This window comes from Kribbella albertanoniae (assembly GCF_004348455.1).
Lineage (GTDB): Bacteria > Actinomycetota > Actinomycetes > Propionibacteriales > Kribbellaceae > Kribbella > Kribbella albertanoniae.
The window spans coordinates 1-16,454 of sequence record NZ_SMKA01000221.1 but is presented as its reverse complement, the minus strand read 5'-3'; the positions used below and the strand labels follow the sequence as shown (position 1 = coordinate 16,454).

Sequence of the window (16,454 nt, the reverse complement as noted above, 5' to 3'; positions counted from 1 at the left end):
CCACCAACACCCACCACCACGCCACCGCGGCAGCCGGCCCCCAGGCCGGCCCGCGGACCTACCCATGCCCCGAGCACGGTCACCGTGGACCTGGAACAGTTGGCGACGCGATGCTGCCCAGCCAGTTGCAAGCAGCCCAGGGGCAACAACCACGTCAGGCCAGCTGCAGGCGGCACGATCCGAAGGCTGCAGCCACAGGAACCGGACATCCTCAAGCTGCCGCATCAGGCCCGGGCAGCAACCACAGCCTGTCAGCTCAAGCGACGCGCACTCGACCGCGCCCAGCAGCCACGTCCGTCTTCCACTGCATCGCCGCCCTCGTTCGCATCCTGAGAGCGCCCCTTCTTTTGCGACTTCTCATTGATGCTTGAGGCCGCACAGCGCGACTCGACGCTCGGATGCGCCCGAGGGCCAACGGCACTGGTTGCTCGCCGCTGCGGGCGGTTTACAGGGAAATCCGGCGAGGCAGGTCTATGGCTGAAATGGTTGGTGGGGTCGGCGACCAGAGATGAACGAAGACTGGGGTTGCCGGGCTGTGGTTGCTGCCCGCGGTGAGCACGCCTGTCGGGTGCTTCACCCCAGCAGTGAGCTGGGGGTAGGTCCCCGCCGCGGTAGTGAGGCGGGGATCGAGATGGTGGCGGTGTCGTGTGTAGTCGTCGGGTGGGCTGGGGAGGCGCACACCCCGGCGACGACGGAGATGACGAGTAAAGCTCCCCAGGTCCCGCAACGAGCCTGATTCTGACGAGTGCAGCTGACGGGCCTTGGTTGCTGCCGGCACTGCGGAGGGCTGTCAGGTGATCTGGTCGCGGTGGTTGGGGGCTGTCGGGGTGCTGTACGCGATTGCCGGGTGGGATGGGAAGCCGAGTACCCAGGAGATGACAGAGGCGACGGAGGCGACAGGTAGGTCGCCCTAGATCCCGCAGCGAGTCTGAGCGGATGACTGCAGCTGCCCTACACCAGCCACAGCCCGTCAGCCCCAGGCAATCTGCACGCAGTCGCCGGCTCCGCCATCCAGCTCAGCCATCCGCTCGGCCCGCCCGAAGATCCAGCGGCCGAACCACCTCAGGCCGGGTGCGAGCCGCCCGAAGGCGTGAACCGCGTACACCTACTGGGGACCGTGGTCACCCGACCAGATGTACGCACCCCCGACCAACTGACCGCAGTTCGCCCAGCGCCACGCCCGGGCACCAGGCCGCCGTACGCGCAACGTCCGATGGCTGCGACGGCCACGACGTCGGAGAGGAGAATTGGCCGGACCGGCGATCAAGCATTGTGGACGCGTCGGCCGAGTTCAGCCGCCGGCTGCTCCGGTGGTAGCGACCAGAGGGACGGGTCGGCCGTGCGCCGGCCCAGTTCGGGGCAGCAACCACAGCCTGTCAGCTCCAAGCGACGGTGTCTCGATCGCGCGTGGCAACCGCGTCCCCTCAGCCGCGCGGGATCGCCCGGCCCGCACAGTCCTCACTTAGCTGCCTCGGCACGCCGGTCGGGGTGACCAGCTTGCTGTCGTTCCTTGGGCTCGCCTCGCGGGAAGAATTGCGTTGCGGGGGATAGCGGGGCCCTGCCATCTTCTGAGGGATGCCACCTACTCCTGACAATGATCTCCAGAACGCGTTCTCCAGAGAGCGTGATCTTCGGAACGCGCTCACGAGAGAGCGGTATCCGCGGAGCTCCAAATATGACCCGGCCTGGATCGTGGACGTGCCGATGGGGCCGCATCCGTTGTGGTGTGTGGAGTCGCTGATGGAAGTGATGACCCTTGAGCCGGGAATGCGCATTCTAGATCTGGGGTGCGGCGCTGCGGTGTCGTCGATCTTTCTTGCTCGTGAGTACGGCGTTGAGGTGTGGGCCGCTGACCTGTGGACCGATCCGACCGACAACTGGGAGCGGATTCGCACCTGGGACGTTGCGGATCGCGTGCATCCGATCCGGGCTGAGGCGCGTGAGTTGCCGTTCGCTCGCGGGTTCTTCGATGCGGTGGTGAGCATCGGCGCGTACCACTACTTCGGGACTGAGGCGCGTTACCTCGCGTATCTCCTCGAGTTCCTCAAGCCGCACGGATCGGTCGGGTTCGTGACGACCGCCCTCAACCATGATCCAGGCGCGACGCTCCCGCCGTACCTGGCCAAGCGCTGGACGCCGGACTTCTTCACCTGGCAGAGCCCCAAGTGGTGGCGTAACCACTGGCAGCGTACGGAGCTCGTCGACATCGATACCGCGGACATGGTCCCAGGCGGCTGGGACGACTGGTTGCAGTGGCTGCGGGCCTGCGAAATCGTCGACCGTGGCTATGCGCCCGACGCCGACATGCTTGAGGCCGACCAGGGCGAGCTCCTCGGTCTCGTCCGGATGCTTGCCCACCGCCGGTGATCACACTGCAGTTCCATCCGGACTGGCCGTATCAGGGCGGCACGGTGATCGAGTCGATGGTTGCCGACGGCATCTACCGTTCACAGTTCAGCACGGGCAGCTCCAACGGCGGGCTGACTGCGCATTCCGGTGGTGATCGGTGGCGCTGGGAGTCCCGCCTGTTCGCCGGCCGGTACGACGACGCTCCCGCGACCGAGCGTCCTGTTTACGGGGCGTGGAACCGGCGGGCCGACCCGTACGGGGGAGCGGTGCGCTTCGGCTCGTCGTACGTGCGGCTGCGTCCCGAGATCCTGGAGCGCGCGACCTTCTGTTTCCCGGACTCGGTGTACGAGCCAACCGACTTCGGAGATCAGAGAGCGCTCTCTGATCTCTGTGCATTGGCTGATGCTTCAGAGTTGGGCGATCTCGACGACGCTGTCGAGGCACATGTTCACGGCCCGGTCCGGTTCAGCGAGGACGTCGAGGCCGTCGTACTCGATCCGTGCTTTTCGGGCACCTTGATTGCAACGGCGGCCGAGCAGCTCGGCTGTCCGGTTGAGTACCACCCGGGGTTCCGGGTCCGCGCCGACGCGATTGATCCGGCGTACCGGGGTCCACACATCGTTGCTCTCGCCGAGTCCCTGGGAACGCTGATCACTCCGGATCTCATCGGCCGATCAGCCCGAGCCGCGACCCACCCCGCCCAAGACCTCAAGCACCTCTGGCACTGCCTGGCCCACTTCGGCCGTAGACGGTGAGCCCGGGTGTTCGAAGCCTGGCCGGTTCGTGCCGCTCCTCGCACAGGCCGTCGCGAGATGTGAGACTTGCGGCATGGCGGCGTTCACTCAATCCGACGATCTGCAGGCAGCGACGTTCACCGATGTGAACCTGAGCGGCGCGCGTTTCGTGCGCTGCGACCTGTCCGGAGTGGTCCTGCGTGCCGCCGAGGTCGCCGGCGCCGACATCGATGCCCCTTGGCTCCTCTCGGGTGACAACAGCCTCCTCGTCAACGGCGTGAACGTAGTCCCGTTCGTCGACGCCGAACTGAACCGCCGCTTCCCCGGCCGCGAACTCCGCCGCGCTGCCACGCCCGACGACCTGCGCGCCGCGTGGGAAGCAGTTGAACGCGCCTGGTCGACCATCACCGACCAGGTCGCAACCATGCCTCCCGGTACCGAAGACATCTCGGTCGACGGCGAATGGTCTTTCGCGCAAACCCTCCGGCACCTCATCATGGCCACTGACACCTGGCTCGGCCGAGCCATCCTCGGCATCGAGCGCCCCTTCCACCCCATAGGCGAGCCGAACGCCGAATACGAGACCGACGGTTTGGACATGTCCGTCTTCGCCACGACCAAACCGTCGTACGACGAGGTCCTGTCCGTCCGCGCCGACCACGTGGCCCAGGTCCGCAAGTACCTGGCGACCGTCACTCCAGCCGACCTGACCTCCGTCCGCCAGAACCCGTGGTCGCCGCAATACCCCGAGACCGTTCTGTCCTGCCTGCACACCATCCTCGAAGAGGAATGGGAGCACCTGCGGTACGCCACCCGAGACCTGGCCACCGTCAGCTAGCCGTCTAATGTGACGAGGTGCTGACACTGGGCCCGCTGAGGCCGTCCGATCGTGAGGCCTGGGAGCAGCTGTTCGCCGGGTACAACGACTTCTACGGCCGGCCGACGATGCCGGACGGGTTCTACGATGACGCCTGGTCCAGGTTCCAGCGCAACGACGAACTGCACGCTCTCGGCGCCCGTCTGGACGACCGTCTCGTGGGCATCGCCCACTTCCTGACCCACGCCAGCACGACGTCAGCCGACGTCTGCTACCTGCAGGACCTGTTCACCGCCCCCGAAGCCCGCGGCCAAGGCGTCGCCCGCGCCCTCATCGCAGCCGTAGCCGACGCAGCCACCGAACGCGGCTGCGCCCGCCTCTACTGGTCAACCCACGAGTCCAACACCACAGCCCGCCGCCTCTACGACCAAGTCGCCGAAAACCGCGGCTTCATCCTCTACAACCACCCGCTGCACGGCTGATGCAACGGGTCACCTCGAGGATGCGCACGCTGGCAATCCTGGAGATCGTCTGGCGCGACCTTCAGCGCAAACGCAGCCGGTAGACCATCACGGTGCGTTCCTCAGTTGGAGGCGTGCAGGAACTTCAGTCCTTCTTTCAGGTAGGTCCGTGGATTGGTGTCGAGGTGTGCCGCCCAGGCGGGTGTGGTCTCACCGCGGAGCCAGGCATAGCGAGCCAGCGCGTACCCGTACATCGCCTCGGTCAGGTAGCCCAGGCGGCTGGTCCGGTAGCCCTGGTGGGACTGCCGGAACTCGAAGGCCGCGTTGGCGGTGAAGATTCCCATCCCGAAGAACACCGTGAACAGGTCGGTCAGCGGCTCGCCATCGCGCCGGTCCGGGTCGATCCTGGTCTCGCCGAGCAACCGCTCGTGGCCGAGTTCGTGGGCGATGGTCGCAACCATCGCGACCGGCTCCTGCGCCAGCTGGATCGTCACGACCGTCGAGCCGTCCCGCACCTGCCAGTGCCCGGCAGCGTCCCGGCCTGCGTGGCTCATCGGGACGAACTCCAGCAGATCCTCGATCTCCTCGGATTCGAACTCGAGGAGGACCCGCCCGGGAGGCACCTCCAGCCGCGCGCAGACACTGGCAAAGACCGCGCGGATGTCGTCTTCGGATCCGGCGTACCCGGCGGGGAAGAACGACGCCTCCGGTACGACGACCGGTCGCAGCAACGCATCCTCGCCGAACTCGCTGACGAACCAGTCCAGCGATTCCTCGATCCACAACTGCTCTTCCGCCCGCACGGGACACTTCGGTTTGCTCCACCACATCCCCACCACCTCCGGTCGGTAGGACGCATCCGCCGCCCGCCGGGTTTCCGCACCTGGCTCAGCCGGTACGGCGGAGGTGGCGGGGGACTGCGCGCATGACGCGGCCGAGGTCGTCGGTGATGGCGGAGACGCGTTCGCTGCGGCCGTCGTCGTCGATGTAGATCATCACGGTGCGGACGTCGGCGTGGCCGGAGAGCTCCTGGATGTCTTCGGCGTTCAGGCCGCGGCGTTTCTGGTCGGTGATGGCGGTCGCACGCAGGGAGTGCGGGGTGACCTTCTCGGGGCGCGGGATGCCGGCGGCTTTGGCGAGGCGGCGCAGCAGGCGGGTGACGTCGTGGCGGTCGAGGCGGTTGCCGGCGGCGTCGGCGACCAGGGGTGCTGGGCCGGGGCCGGTCCACGGTGGCCGGATGGCGACGTACAGGTCGAGGAGCTCGGCGACTGTGGTCTCGAGCGGGACGCGGACGGTGGCGCCGCCCTTGCGGGTGATGACCAGCCAGGTACGGCGGCCTTCGTCCTGCCGGTGGCTGTCGTCGGCGGCGCACAGCTCGGAGACTCGGAGCGCGCCGGTGAAGAGCAGGCCGACGACGAGAGCGTCCCGGACGTCCGTGGCGGCGGCGAGGATCGCTGAGATGTCGTCGGCCTCGAGGACTCGGGCCGAGGTCGCGCGGCGGCCGCGGTGGAACTTCGGCCGGTGGTCGTCGTCGGAGATGGGGGAGACCACCTGTAGTCCCCAGCTGGCGGCGTACCGGTAGAGGCTGGACAAGGTGGAGAGGCGGCGGGCGATCGAGGACTCGGTGGCGCCCGCGTCTTGTTGCTGTGACAACCACATGGTCACTTCGGCGCGATGGAGATCGAGCGCGAAGCGGTCCCGGCCGAGCTCGCGGCGTGCCCACTCCGCCCACAGCAGCAGGTCGTCGGCGTACGCGATCCGCGTCTGCGGGCTGGCCCGGCGGCTCCCGCCTAGCCAGAGGACTGCCAGGGCAGCCAGCTCGGGGGTCAGCACTTCGGTCAGGAGGTCCAGGCGGTCGACCGGCTCGGCAGCACGGGGTGCTCCGACTGGCCGACGGGCTCCGAGCGAGCGCCGTACGGCAGCTTCTGTCGAGGCGTCTGGTCTCGGCTGCTGTACGACCGTTGCTTGGTAGTGCCGTTCCAGGCCGTCCGAGCGCTCATCGTCCACAGGAGAAAGAGTAGCGCATAACGGGGATTATGCGCTCTTTTCAGGATCGGTTTAGTCCTTATAGTTCAGTCAGATGTGACGTAACTAAACTAACGTAACCACGAACTTAATGACGAAAATAGGGTAGGGTGACGGCTATGACCGTGACCGAAACTGAACCGATCTCGCCGGCCCGCGACGGACTCTGTGAGTTCCCTGGCGTGAACTGCCCGAACCCGAAGGTGCAGGACGCCGGAGCATCGGGCCGGCCGCCGAAGTACTGCGGCCTGGAAGGCCCTGGGGTCGACGGGAAGCTGGTCATCCACAACAAGGCGACGGCCTGGTCGGCTAAGAAGGCCGCTGAGAGACGCCCCGTGCGCGCCGCCGGGGGAGCGGGGTCGGTGCCGCCACTTCCCGCGGGCCCGGTGACGACCGCCAGGACAACCCTTGAGAACCAGATGCTCGAGCTGCCGCGGCGGCTCGACCAGTTGCAGGAGTTCCTGACCGGGATCACTGCAGCAGTCCGCGCGTACGGCGATGCCGAGGCCGTGGCCGCTGAGGTGGAGCAACTGCAAGCCTCGTCGCGCGCTCAGGTGGCCGAGGTTGAGCGGCAGCGTGGTGAAGAGGAACACCGCCGGCGCCAGGCCGAGCAGCTGGCTGCTGATGCCGAAGATGCTCGGGAGGAGGCCGACGCGGCCGCCCAGGATGCCTTTGAGGAACTCGAATCGGCCCGCGCAGAGGCGCTCGCTGCCCTGACTGCCGCGGAGAAGGCCCGGCAGGATGCTGTCAGCGCCCGCGAGAGCGCCGCCGCCGAGGTTGAGCAGGCTCACCAGGAGATGCAGGCCGCTCAGGAAGCCGCCACGGCACAAGCAGAAGAGCTACGGCTCGACACCGAACGCCGGATCGCCGAGATTCAGTCGGCCGCGGAGCTCCAGATCCAGCAGGCCCGGACTGAGGTCGAGGTCGCCCGGATCGCTCAGGCCACCGCCGAGTCCGAGCGCCAGACCGCTCAGCAGACCGCGGATCAGCTCCGGACTGAGCTCCGCGAGTTGCGCGATCAGCACCGTGCAGAGCTCGAGAGCCTCCGTGCTGAACACCGCGCCGACCGCGACCAGTTGCGTACAGACCACCAGGCGCAGCTGGCCGACATCAGGCAGGCGGCCGCCGATCGCGTCGCCGCTGCCACGATGGCCCAACGCGCCGCCGAGCAATCGGCCGAAACCCTCCGCGACCAACTAACGGCCACTCAAGCTGCTCAGGCCGCCCCAACCATCGAGGAAGCCGAGACCGCCTAGCCCGGCATCCCGGCGTACCGGCGTCAGACGATCTCGAGGTTGGCCATCATGCCCATGTCTTCGTGCTCGGCGTTGTGGCAGTGGAACAGGAATCGGCCGCGGTAGCCGTCGAAGCGAATGATGATCTCGACTGATTCGCCGGGACGCAGGGAGACGGTGTCTTTGAGCCCGGCGTCGTGCGGGCCGGGTGGTTCGCCGCCACGGGAGAGCACCCGGAACCCGACGAGGTGGAGATGGACGGGGTGGTGTACGTCGGCGATGAAGCGCCAGATCTCGACATCGCCGAGACGGGTGGTGACGTCGGTGCGGGCGGGGTCGAACGGCAAACCGCCGATCAGCCAGCCGTGGCCGCCGTGCATACGCCCGGCGCGGAAGGAGAAGTCGCGTACCCGGACCGCGTCCGACCGGTCCCAGGTGGGCAGGTCGTGGGACAGAACGGGTGGGATGCGGCTGGGGTCGGGGGCCTTGCGGACGACGTGGAAGGCCATCACCTCGCGGGTGCGTCCCGAGCCCAGCCGGTTGCGGAGTCGGACGCGTCCGCCCACGGGTACGCCGGAGAGGTCGACGATCAGGTCATAGCGTTCGGCAGGTGCGATCGGCAGGGTCACGTGGGTGACCGGTACGGCGAGTAGCCCCTGGTCGGCGCCGATCTGGACGAGGTCGAGCCGGCGCCCGTCGTCGGTGATGGCCTCGAGTTCGTAGTGCCGGGCGTTGGAGGCGTTCAGGACGCGCAACCGGTAGCGGGCCGCGTCGGCCTCGTGGACGGGCCAGGCGGCGCCGTTGACGAGGATCACGTCGCCGAGGACTCCGGCGAGGTAGGGCTCGCGGACGCCAGGCCGACTGCGCAGGTCCGGGTCGAGGGAGGGATAGCTGAGGCCGCCTTCGCCGTCGAACGCGCGATCGGTGATCACCAGCGGGAGCTCGCGGGACCCGGTCGGCAGTCCCAGCGCCTCTTCGGCATCGTCGCGGATGATGTGCAGTCCGGCGAGGCCGCGCCAGATGGCGGGAGCGGTGAAATCCATCCGGTGGTCGTGGTACCACAGCAGCGTCGGACGCTGGATCATGGGGAACGTGTAGTCCCGCGTCAGCTTCGTCACCACAGCCCGCGGATCGTGCATTGCCCCCATTGCGTGGCCCTCATGCTGATGATGGGTCGCGTCGTGCCAGCCTTCGGGCAGGACGAGGTCGGTTGGATAGCCGTCGGAGGCGGCGGTGGTGTGCCCGCCGTGGAGATGGACGACGGTCGGCACGGGCAGTTCGTTGTGGTGGGTGACTGTGACGGGCCGGCCGCGACGGGCCTCGATCGTCGGCCCCGGGAAGACGCCCTCGTAGGTCCACATCGGCGTCCTGACACCCGGCAGGATCTCCAGGCTCGCCTCGCGCTGGGTCACGGCGTACCGGTCGACGCCACCCGCCGTACTGATGGGCTTCAGGACCGGCGGCAGCGGTAGCGGTGTCCGGTACACGGGCGGCAACGGGACAGCGCTGCGCAGTTCCGCGCCGGTCGCGGACGGATGGCGGGAGAGCGCCGCTGCTGTCGACAGCCCGGCGGCCGCGGTCAGCCCAAGGGCGCCGCCCAGTCCTAGCAACTGGCGCCTGCTCAGTTCACTCATCGTCGTCCTCCAGGCGCGCGATCGGGCGCCGCCATACGGCGACGAACTGAACGACGACCCCGGCGATCGTCGCGACGCCCAACGGCAGGTGCAGCCAGAGCGCGCCGTCCCTCCCGGCGAAGTACTGCACTGTCTCGGCCGTCACCAGCGCCAGCGTGGTGAGGAACAGCCAGGCCTGCCGCAGCCGGGCCCAGGCCACGCCCGCCGCGATCAACTGCAGGTAACCGAGAGAGGTGACGACGTCGGCGCCGGTCGCGTGCAGGCTCAGGCCGTCGTAATCGCCGCTCAGGTAGACGCCCGCGAAGACCGGCTGGCCGAAGATCGCCACCGTGTGGGCGCTGACGAACGCCCGCAGCACCCATCCGGCGAGGGTCGTTTGCGGGCCGATCCGGTGCACCCGACCGGACTCGGTGACCATCAGGGCTCGAGGTCGGTGACGCCCTTGCCGGACACGATGTCCAGGGGCACCGAGACCTGGTCGTGGGAGATCAGCCAGGTCCCGCCGATCTTTCGCAGGCCGTAGGTGACCCGGACCCACATGCCGGGCGTGGCTGTCCCGTTCTTGAGCGTGCCGCTGAGACGGCCGAACGCGTACCCGAAGGCCACGTCCTCACCGACGGTGAGGTGCAGGTCGCGGAGCTCGTAGTTCACGGTCTCGAAGAAGGCGAACACGTTCGCCCAGTTCTGGGCCTTCGCCGCGATCCCGAGATGCTGCAGCGGCGGCTCGACGTCGAACGACACGACATCGCTGGTGTAGACGGCCTTCAGTCCCTCGAGATCCTTGTTCCGGAGCGCATCGACGATCGTGTCGAGCTGCCGGCGGATCTGGGCTTCGTCGGCTTCGCGCGGGGTGGGCGTCGTCATCGGAGATTCCCTTCGTGGTCAGGCCTCCAAGTTATGACTCCTGGGCTATCGTGTCTAAGATCAATATTGCTATCGCGTCATGTCACGGGGGTCATGATGGAGCTGAACTCGCTCCGGCAGTTCCTGGTCGTCGCCCGGCTGGAGCACCTGAGCCGGGCCGCGGACGAGCTGCACATCGCCCAGCCGTCACTGAGCCGCACGATCACCAGGCTGGAGAGCGAACTCGGCGTACCGCTGTTCGACCGCAGCGGCCGGCTCCGGCTGAACGACACCGGGAGGCTCTTCCGCGACCACGTCGAGCGCGCGCTCGGCGAGCTCGAGGCGGGACGGCGCGCTGTCATCGACGCCGCGGACCAGGGGCTGGGCGCGGTGCGGCTCGCGTCGGAAACCTTCCTCACGCTCACTGGACCCCTGTCCGCCTTCAAGCGCTCCTATCCCGAGGCCGACATCGCGCTGCACTGGTCGCCGCCCGAGGACATGACCCGGCGGCTACGCGCTCAGGAGATCGACCTGTGCGTCGCCTCTCAGCCGATCGCCGGCGAAGGGCTCGAGGCGGCCCGCCTGTTCGAGGAGGAAGTCGGAGTGGCGTTTCCGCTCGATCATCCGCTGGCGAGCCGCGCGTCGGTGACCATCGCCGACATCGCCGACCAGCCGTTCGTCACCGCCCGCCCCGGTCACTGGGGGCGCCGCCTGCTCGACCGGCTCTTCGCCGCCCACGGCCTCACCCCGAAGATCATGTGCGAGAGCGACGAGTACAGCGCGATCGCCGACCTGATCAGCGCGGGTCTGGGCATCGGTCTCGTACCCGCCTTCGCCCGCCGCAGTGCCACCCGGGCCCCGCTCGTCTGGATCCCCGTCGACGATCCCGGCTCCCGTCGTACGGTGACGCTCTACTGGGCGGCCGACAGCCACCTGTCGGCCGCCGCCCGCCTGATGCGCACCACCATCACCGACTGGAACTGGCAGCCCGGCGAGCCGCCGTCCTCTCCGGATGTCGAGAACGTGGCGGCGGCCTCGTCCCAGGGGTACTAGTGACACCCGGAGACAGAGGAGCATGACCTTGACGGTTCAGCGGATGGACAACGTGGGCATTGTCGTCAGCGACCTGGATGCCGCGGTTGCCTTCTTCACCGAGCTCGGGCTGGAACTTGAGGGCAAGGCGCAGACCGAAGGGCCGTGGGTGGACCAGTGTGTGGGACTCGAAGGTGTTGTCTGCGACGTCGCGATGATGCGGACGCCGGACGGCAGCGGCCGATTCGAGCTCGCGCAGTACCAGTCACCTGTTGCGCAGCCTGGCCCGCACAACCCGCCGCACAACATCGTGGGCATGCATCGGGTGATGTTCACGGTCGACGACATCGACGAGGTTCTGACCCGGCTGCGCCCGCACGGTGGTGAGGTGGTCGGGACGGTGGTCCAGTTCCAGGACACCTACAAGCTCTGCTACGTCCGCGGCCCCGAAGGGATCATCCTCGGCCTGGCCCAGCAGCTCACCTGACCGATCTGCAGGCCCGGAAGTGTCCCTGACTGCGTGTAATCTGCTCGCTCCAGGTTGGGGACCGAGGGGGACGAACGTGAGCACAGTGGATCCGATCGCGGCACGCCGTGCCAAGCGGCTGCGTCGCGCGGGGCAGCCGAAGGTTCTCGCCGGTGCGGTGGCCGCCGGGATCGCCCAACTGGGTGCCGGTGTCTGCTTCGGTGTGTCCATCGGCATCCTGGTCGAGTTCATGCGGAGCGACGTCACCAACAGCGTCTTCGCCGATCAGGATCCGGGGATGGACGGGTTCCTGGGGCTCGCGACGATGCCGGTGATGTTCATCGCCGGCACCTTCGGACTGGTCGTGTTCGCTGCCGTCACCAGGCACCTGATCGACCTCTATCGCGGCGGCGAGAAGCAGCCGATCGTGCAGTTCCCGGCCACGCTGTGGGCGATCGCAGCCGGCGTCACCGGGTCAGCCCTGAGCTGGGAGGACCCGGCCGACGTCGGCATCAAGGTCGACCCCGTCTTCCATCACGATCAGACGTGGAGCACGTTCGGCTGGGTGATGTACCGCGCTGACATCTGGCTGCCGGCTCTCGCGGTCGTGATCGCCGTACTGGCGACTCTCTACGCGATCAAGCACAACCGCCGCCTGCGTACCCAGATCGCCGAGCGGAACCGGCTGCTGACCGCGGGCCGTAAGGTGCCCGGCGAGATCACTAACGTCGCCGTCCGCACCTCGCAGAACGATCAGGGCCAGCGATCGGTCGTCGGCGCCGAGGTCGTCGTCAAGTTCACCGACCTCCAGGGCACGGATCGCTGGGTGACCCGGCAGGCCCGGGACCGTTCCGCCATTCCGACCGTCTCCACCGCGCTGGTCCTGTTCGACCCGCAGCGTCCGGACGCGGATGACCTGATCTTCGTCTCCTTCACTCCCGACCCACTTCCCGGCGACTGGATAGGCACCATCGCTTGACGCAGACAACCCTCCCGCCGTTGCCGGCGGGAGGGTTGCGAGTGGCTGAGGGGATCAGCCGAGGGTGAGGGTGACGCCGTAGTACGAGGCTGCGTCGACGACCGGCTGGTAGAAGGAGTACGAGCCGGTGGCGTTGCTGCCCTGGTTCCAGCCACAGTCGTGGCCGTCGCTCGGGCCGCCCGACGTCATGCCCTGGGCGGTGGTGCCGGAGATGTAGGCACCACCCGAGTCGCCGCCCTCGGTGCAGACGGTCGAACGGGCCAGACCGCTGGTGCGGGTGACACTGCCGCCTGCGCCGCCGTAGTTGACGGTCAGGTTGTACTGCGTGATCGTGCCGCAGGTCCAACCGGTGGTGTTGCCGGCCTTGCAGATGGTCGAGCCGACCGGGGCCTTCGACGAACCGGTGACCCGGGTGGTCTGGCCGTTGCGGTTGTCGATGTAGCCGCGGCCGACATTGTTGCTGTCGATGTCCATCAGACCCATGTCGACGCTCGGCGAACCGGTGCGGAACCGGCTGGCGACACCCGCACCGAGGCGGACACCGGAACGGTTCTGGACCATCGGGTTGCCCTCGACACAGTGGCCGGCGCTGAGCATCACGTTGTCACCGCCGTTGCGGGTACCCGAGAAGCCGAGCGAGCAGTTCGTGCCCGGCACCAGGTCCATGATCTGACCGCCGATCACATCGGCCGTCATCGACAGAGTGGTGTCGTTGGTGCTCACGTCGACACCCGGGATCCCCTTCAACTGCTTGACCAGGGCAACAGTCTTTGCCGACTGCTTTCCCGGCTGGAGGACGACCTGCAGACGGTCGGTCGGCAGATCGGCGCCGATCGACTGCACCTGCAGCGAGCCCGACTTGTCGGCCAGCGCCTGGACCTGCGTCTGCAGCTTGGCCAGGGCCTTCTCACCACGGGCAACCGACCGCGGAGCCAGACCGTGCGCACGGGCCACCTGCGCGGCCTTGGCCGAATGCACGTTCACGACAAGCTGACGGTCGGCGTTGAAGAACGCTCCGTCGAGACTGGCCTTCGCCGTCTCGAACGCAGCAGCCTTGGCGTGCTCACCATCGAGCCGCACCTTGGCCTCGGCCGGGCTGACACCCCAGCTCTTGCCGAGAACGTCGTACACACCGTCGGCCGGTGCGGGGACAGGCGCGCTCGTCGCGGTCTGGATCGGTGCGATGGCGGCGGCACCGAGTCCGAGCGCGAGAACAGCACCAGCGAGGGACTTGCGGGGGCGGGGCGGGAAGCGCATAGGTCACATCCGATTCCTCTGGGGCGGCCTGCCTCAAGGCCGCGATTTTGGGAATCGTTGTCGGTAACGCCATGACCTAACAAGGACAAACCCAGACCCGCAGGGTCGCACAAGGGAAAGCCTTCGGTTCACCCTCCGTCCACCACCCGTCGACCGAGGGTGAACATCCGTTGAACGATCGAACCAAAGGGTCCCCACACAGGGGAGCCTCCGCCACGGGACAAGGACTGGCGACGAGGAGTGGGTGGGGCACACCCGGCGTTATTGCTGGGCGGTTGAGGTGTCGGTGATGATCCAGCTGATTCCGCGTGAGGTGAGGAAGGCGAGGAAGCTGGCCGGGTCGTAGGCCTGGGCCGGAGCGAGCACACCTGGCTTGGCGCCGTCAGCGACCAGTCGGCGGGCAGCTTCGACGGCGATCACGGCGGTGATGCCGTAGGTGTCGTGGCCCTGCACAACACCGCGAACACTTCGGCCATCGCGGCCGACGGCGTCGACGAGGTAGGTGAACCGTTGGGTGCGGCGGTCCTCCTCGCTCGGCCCCTCGGGAAGACTGTCGATGGTCTGCGGGGTGAGCGGGGCGCCCAACAGGGCACCGACCCCGGCGTCGACGAGGCTCTCCACATGCCGGACCGGCACGTGGCGCGGGATGGTGACCACCTCCGACAAGGGGCATTTCACCACCGCTGTCGGCTGCTCAGCGCCGGGAAGGGTGACAGAGGTGTGCCGGGCAGGGATGCCGGTACGCCAGTCACCATCGTCGTAGCCGAGGCCGCCGGCCCTGAGCATGTCGATCGTGTCGAGCGCCGAGCGCAGCGAGCCGCGGGAGAATCCAGCACTGCCGACGATGAAGTGGCTGACTGTGATCTCCTCGACTGGCTGGACGCGCTCGGCGAGCAGGTGGGCGATCAGGTCCCCGGGGACGCATCCATCGTTCGTGGCCGGAACGACGGTGATCCCGGCACGCTCCGCCTCGCCGGCGAAGGTATCGAAGACCGCTTTGGTGTAAAGCTGCTCACCGGCGGTGTCGACGTAGTGGCAGCCGGCGGCGATGGCTGCTCGGACCACGGCGGATCCGGAACTCGTGAACGGTCCAGCGCAGTTGATCACCGCGTCGCATTCGCGGAAGGCCGCCACAAGAGCGTCGTGGTCGTTGCTGTCGGCTACCCACTGCTCGGCGTCGGCCATTCCCATCGTCACCGCGGCCTCACGCAGGCGCGTGGCGTTGCGGCCGACGAGTCGCAGGCCGATGGTGCGGTGAGCCAGTTCCGCGAGAACGAGTTTTCCCTGGTAGCCGCTTGCGCCGTAGATGGCGATCTGCACGTGGATCTCCTGATTCGAGCGATGATTGTTGCCGTGCAAGATGGCTGACCAACTCGCCGACGATCACACCGTATGGCGGCGTTGTGAGACGCCCTATGCGTCAGCGTCGCTGGCCCATACGCGATCGTCTTCACTGGGACCGTAGCGATACGCTGACCGGGTGGATGTCCTCTCCGATGCAGTCACGGCCATGCGCACGGGCCAACCGCACTCCGGCCGGGTCCACCGGCCGACGCCGTTCGGAACGCGGCATCCGTCCGTCGCTGCGGCCGGGTTCCACATCATCCTGCAGGGATCGTGCTGGCTGTTCCCACCGGCCGGCGCACCTGTCGCTCTCGGGGTAGGCGATGTGGCCTTCCTGCCCCGCGGAGCAGCCCACGGCCTGGCCGACAGCCTGTCCACCCCGCTGGTGGACGCGCCCACGTCACTGGCCGACATCCCACCCGGCGAGGACGACAGCCAGAACGACGACGGGTCGGCTGCTGCGACGGTCATGCTCTGCGGTGCGTACCTGCTGGACCCATCCCGGGCACATCCGCTGCTCGAAGACCTGCCCGAACTCATCCACCTTCCGGCCCGGGTCGGACACCACCAAGGGCTACGCGCCGCCATCGACCTGCTCGGCGGAGAACTGGAGCACCCACGGCCAGGCGGCGACGCCATGCTGTCCGCTCTGCTGGACGTGCTGCTGCTGCACATTCTGCGCGCCTGGTTCGACGAACAATCCGCCCACGGCGTCGCCACCGGCTGGGCAGCAGCGCTGCACGACCCCGCCGTCGCCGCCGGGCTGCGCGCCATCCACGGCGCCCCGTCCCGGCCGTGGACCGTCGCGGAACTGGCTTCCCAGGCCGGGCTGTCCCGCGCGGCCTTTGCCCGACGATTCGCCGCGCTGGTCGGCCAACCACCGCAGACGTACCTGACCTGGTGGCGGATGACGCTCGCAGCCCGGATGCTGCGAGACAGCGACGCACCACTGGCCACAGTGGCCAGAAAGGTGGGCTATACCTCAGAGTTCGCCTTCGCCCACGCCTTCAAACGAGAATACGGATCAGCCCCCGGAGGATTCCGCCGATCCACGCCCGGCGAACGAATCTGAGCCGCCGACAGGCCGGCTCACTCGTCGAAAAACGAAGGAAGTCACTCGAGCGCCGCAACCCCGGCGGGCGGGGCACCATTGGCCGGTGCGGTGGAGGACTTGGAGAGTCGGGTTCACCCGGCGAACCTAGCCCGGCGGCCCAGGAAGGCTGCGACCCGATCGAGGTCGGTGGCATTTTCGGGGGCGGGTTGTGCGGGGGCGATGGA

At 67.9% G+C, this 16,454-nt stretch carries 17 protein-coding genes; 9 read left to right on the top strand and 8 right to left on the bottom strand.

Going from position 1 to position 16,454, the window contains the following annotated elements; translation table 11 throughout:
- Positions 1-970 precede the first annotated feature (970 nt).
- Complete coding sequence (locus E1261_RS46955) at positions 971-1,105, bottom strand: hypothetical protein (RefSeq protein ID WP_272948625.1); 135 nt, start codon at positions 1,103-1,105, stop codon at positions 971-973.
- 470 nt (positions 1,106-1,575) lie between these two features.
- Here E1261_RS46955 and E1261_RS33560 point away from each other — a divergent pair, with 470 nt between their 5' ends.
- The 4 genes from E1261_RS33560 (at position 1,576) to E1261_RS33545 (ending at position 4,382) form a co-directional block, all read left to right on the top strand.
- Complete coding sequence (locus E1261_RS33560; RefSeq protein ID WP_132413710.1) at positions 1,576-2,367, top strand: SAM-dependent methyltransferase; 792 nt, start codon at positions 1,576-1,578, stop codon at positions 2,365-2,367.
- Positions 2,364-3,104 carry a DUF3626 domain-containing protein gene (locus tag E1261_RS33555; protein WP_238176586.1) on the top strand — a complete coding sequence of 247 codons (741 nt, stop codon included), beginning with the start codon at positions 2,364-2,366 and terminating at the stop codon, positions 3,102-3,104. The genes E1261_RS33560 and E1261_RS33555 overlap by 4 nt, the downstream gene beginning before the upstream one ends.
- A 73-nt stretch (positions 3,105-3,177) precedes the next feature.
- Positions 3,178-3,921, top strand: a complete 744-nt coding sequence (locus tag E1261_RS33550) for a DinB family protein (protein WP_132413709.1) — start codon at positions 3,178-3,180, stop codon at positions 3,919-3,921.
- Positions 3,922-3,938: 17 nt separating this feature from the next.
- The gene (locus tag E1261_RS33545; protein ID WP_132413708.1) at positions 3,939-4,382 is read left to right on the top strand and encodes a GNAT family N-acetyltransferase; all 444 of its coding nucleotides are present in this window, start codon (positions 3,939-3,941) and stop codon (positions 4,380-4,382) included.
- 101 nt (positions 4,383-4,483) lie between these two features.
- Here the strand turns inward: E1261_RS33545 and E1261_RS33540 are convergent, their stop codons facing one another.
- Both E1261_RS33540 and E1261_RS33535 read right to left on the bottom strand, forming a co-directional pair.
- Positions 4,484-5,191, bottom strand: a complete 708-nt coding sequence (locus E1261_RS33540; RefSeq protein ID WP_132413707.1) for a hypothetical protein — start codon at positions 5,189-5,191, stop codon at positions 4,484-4,486.
- A gap of 58 nt (positions 5,192-5,249) precedes the next feature.
- A complete protein-coding gene (locus E1261_RS33535) occupies positions 5,250-6,368 on the bottom strand; it encodes a tyrosine-type recombinase/integrase (RefSeq protein ID WP_132413706.1) in 1,119 nt (372 codons plus the stop codon).
- A gap of 137 nt (positions 6,369-6,505) precedes the next feature.
- On the opposite strand from E1261_RS33535, the gene E1261_RS33530 reads away from it, so the two are divergent.
- Complete coding sequence (locus tag E1261_RS33530) at positions 6,506-7,642, top strand: coiled-coil domain-containing protein (protein WP_132413705.1); 1,137 nt, start codon at positions 6,506-6,508, stop codon at positions 7,640-7,642.
- 23 nt (positions 7,643-7,665) lie between these two features.
- Here E1261_RS33530 and E1261_RS33525 read toward each other — a convergent pair whose 3' ends face one another.
- Genes E1261_RS33525 through E1261_RS33515 form a run of 3 tightly spaced genes read right to left on the bottom strand, consistent with a single transcriptional unit; the run spans position 7,666 to position 10,119 of the window.
- On the bottom strand, positions 7,666-9,255 hold the full coding sequence (locus E1261_RS33525) for a multicopper oxidase family protein (RefSeq protein WP_132413704.1): 1,590 nt from the start codon (positions 9,253-9,255) through the stop codon (positions 7,666-7,668).
- Positions 9,248-9,673: a hypothetical protein gene (locus E1261_RS33520; protein WP_132413703.1), complete on the bottom strand. Its 426-nt coding sequence runs from the start codon at positions 9,671-9,673 to the stop codon at positions 9,248-9,250. Before E1261_RS33520 ends, E1261_RS33525 begins: the two co-directional genes overlap by 8 nt.
- Positions 9,673-10,119, bottom strand: coding sequence for a YybH family protein (locus tag E1261_RS33515; RefSeq protein WP_132413702.1), 447 nt, complete (start codon positions 10,117-10,119; stop codon positions 9,673-9,675). The genes E1261_RS33520 and E1261_RS33515 overlap by 1 nt, the downstream gene beginning before the upstream one ends.
- 96 nt (positions 10,120-10,215) lie before the next feature.
- On the opposite strand from E1261_RS33515, the gene E1261_RS33510 reads away from it, so the two are divergent.
- The 3 genes from E1261_RS33510 to E1261_RS33500 all read left to right on the top strand — a co-directional run bounded on the left by E1261_RS33510 (position 10,216) and on the right by E1261_RS33500 (position 12,575).
- A complete protein-coding gene (locus E1261_RS33510; protein ID WP_132413701.1) occupies positions 10,216-11,151 on the top strand; it encodes a LysR family transcriptional regulator in 936 nt (311 codons plus the stop codon).
- 22 nt (positions 11,152-11,173) lie between these two features.
- Positions 11,174-11,617, top strand: coding sequence for a VOC family protein (locus E1261_RS33505; RefSeq protein ID WP_238176585.1), 444 nt, complete (start codon positions 11,174-11,176; stop codon positions 11,615-11,617).
- A gap of 76 nt (positions 11,618-11,693) precedes the next feature.
- Positions 11,694-12,575, top strand: coding sequence for a hypothetical protein (locus E1261_RS33500; protein ID WP_132413700.1), 882 nt, complete (start codon positions 11,694-11,696; stop codon positions 12,573-12,575).
- Between the two features lie 54 nt (positions 12,576-12,629).
- Here E1261_RS33500 and E1261_RS33495 read toward each other — a convergent pair whose 3' ends face one another.
- On the bottom strand, positions 12,630-13,832 hold the full coding sequence (locus E1261_RS33495) for a S1 family peptidase (RefSeq protein WP_132413699.1): 1,203 nt from the start codon (positions 13,830-13,832) through the stop codon (positions 12,630-12,632).
- A 261-nt stretch (positions 13,833-14,093) separates the two neighbouring features.
- Positions 14,094-15,152, bottom strand: coding sequence for a saccharopine dehydrogenase family protein (locus E1261_RS33490; protein WP_132413698.1), 1,059 nt, complete (start codon positions 15,150-15,152; stop codon positions 14,094-14,096).
- 160 nt (positions 15,153-15,312) lie between these two features.
- On the opposite strand from E1261_RS33490, the gene E1261_RS33485 reads away from it, so the two are divergent.
- Positions 15,313-16,248, top strand: coding sequence for an AraC family transcriptional regulator (locus E1261_RS33485; RefSeq protein WP_132413697.1), 936 nt, complete (start codon positions 15,313-15,315; stop codon positions 16,246-16,248).
- Positions 16,249-16,454: the final 206 nt, after the last annotated feature.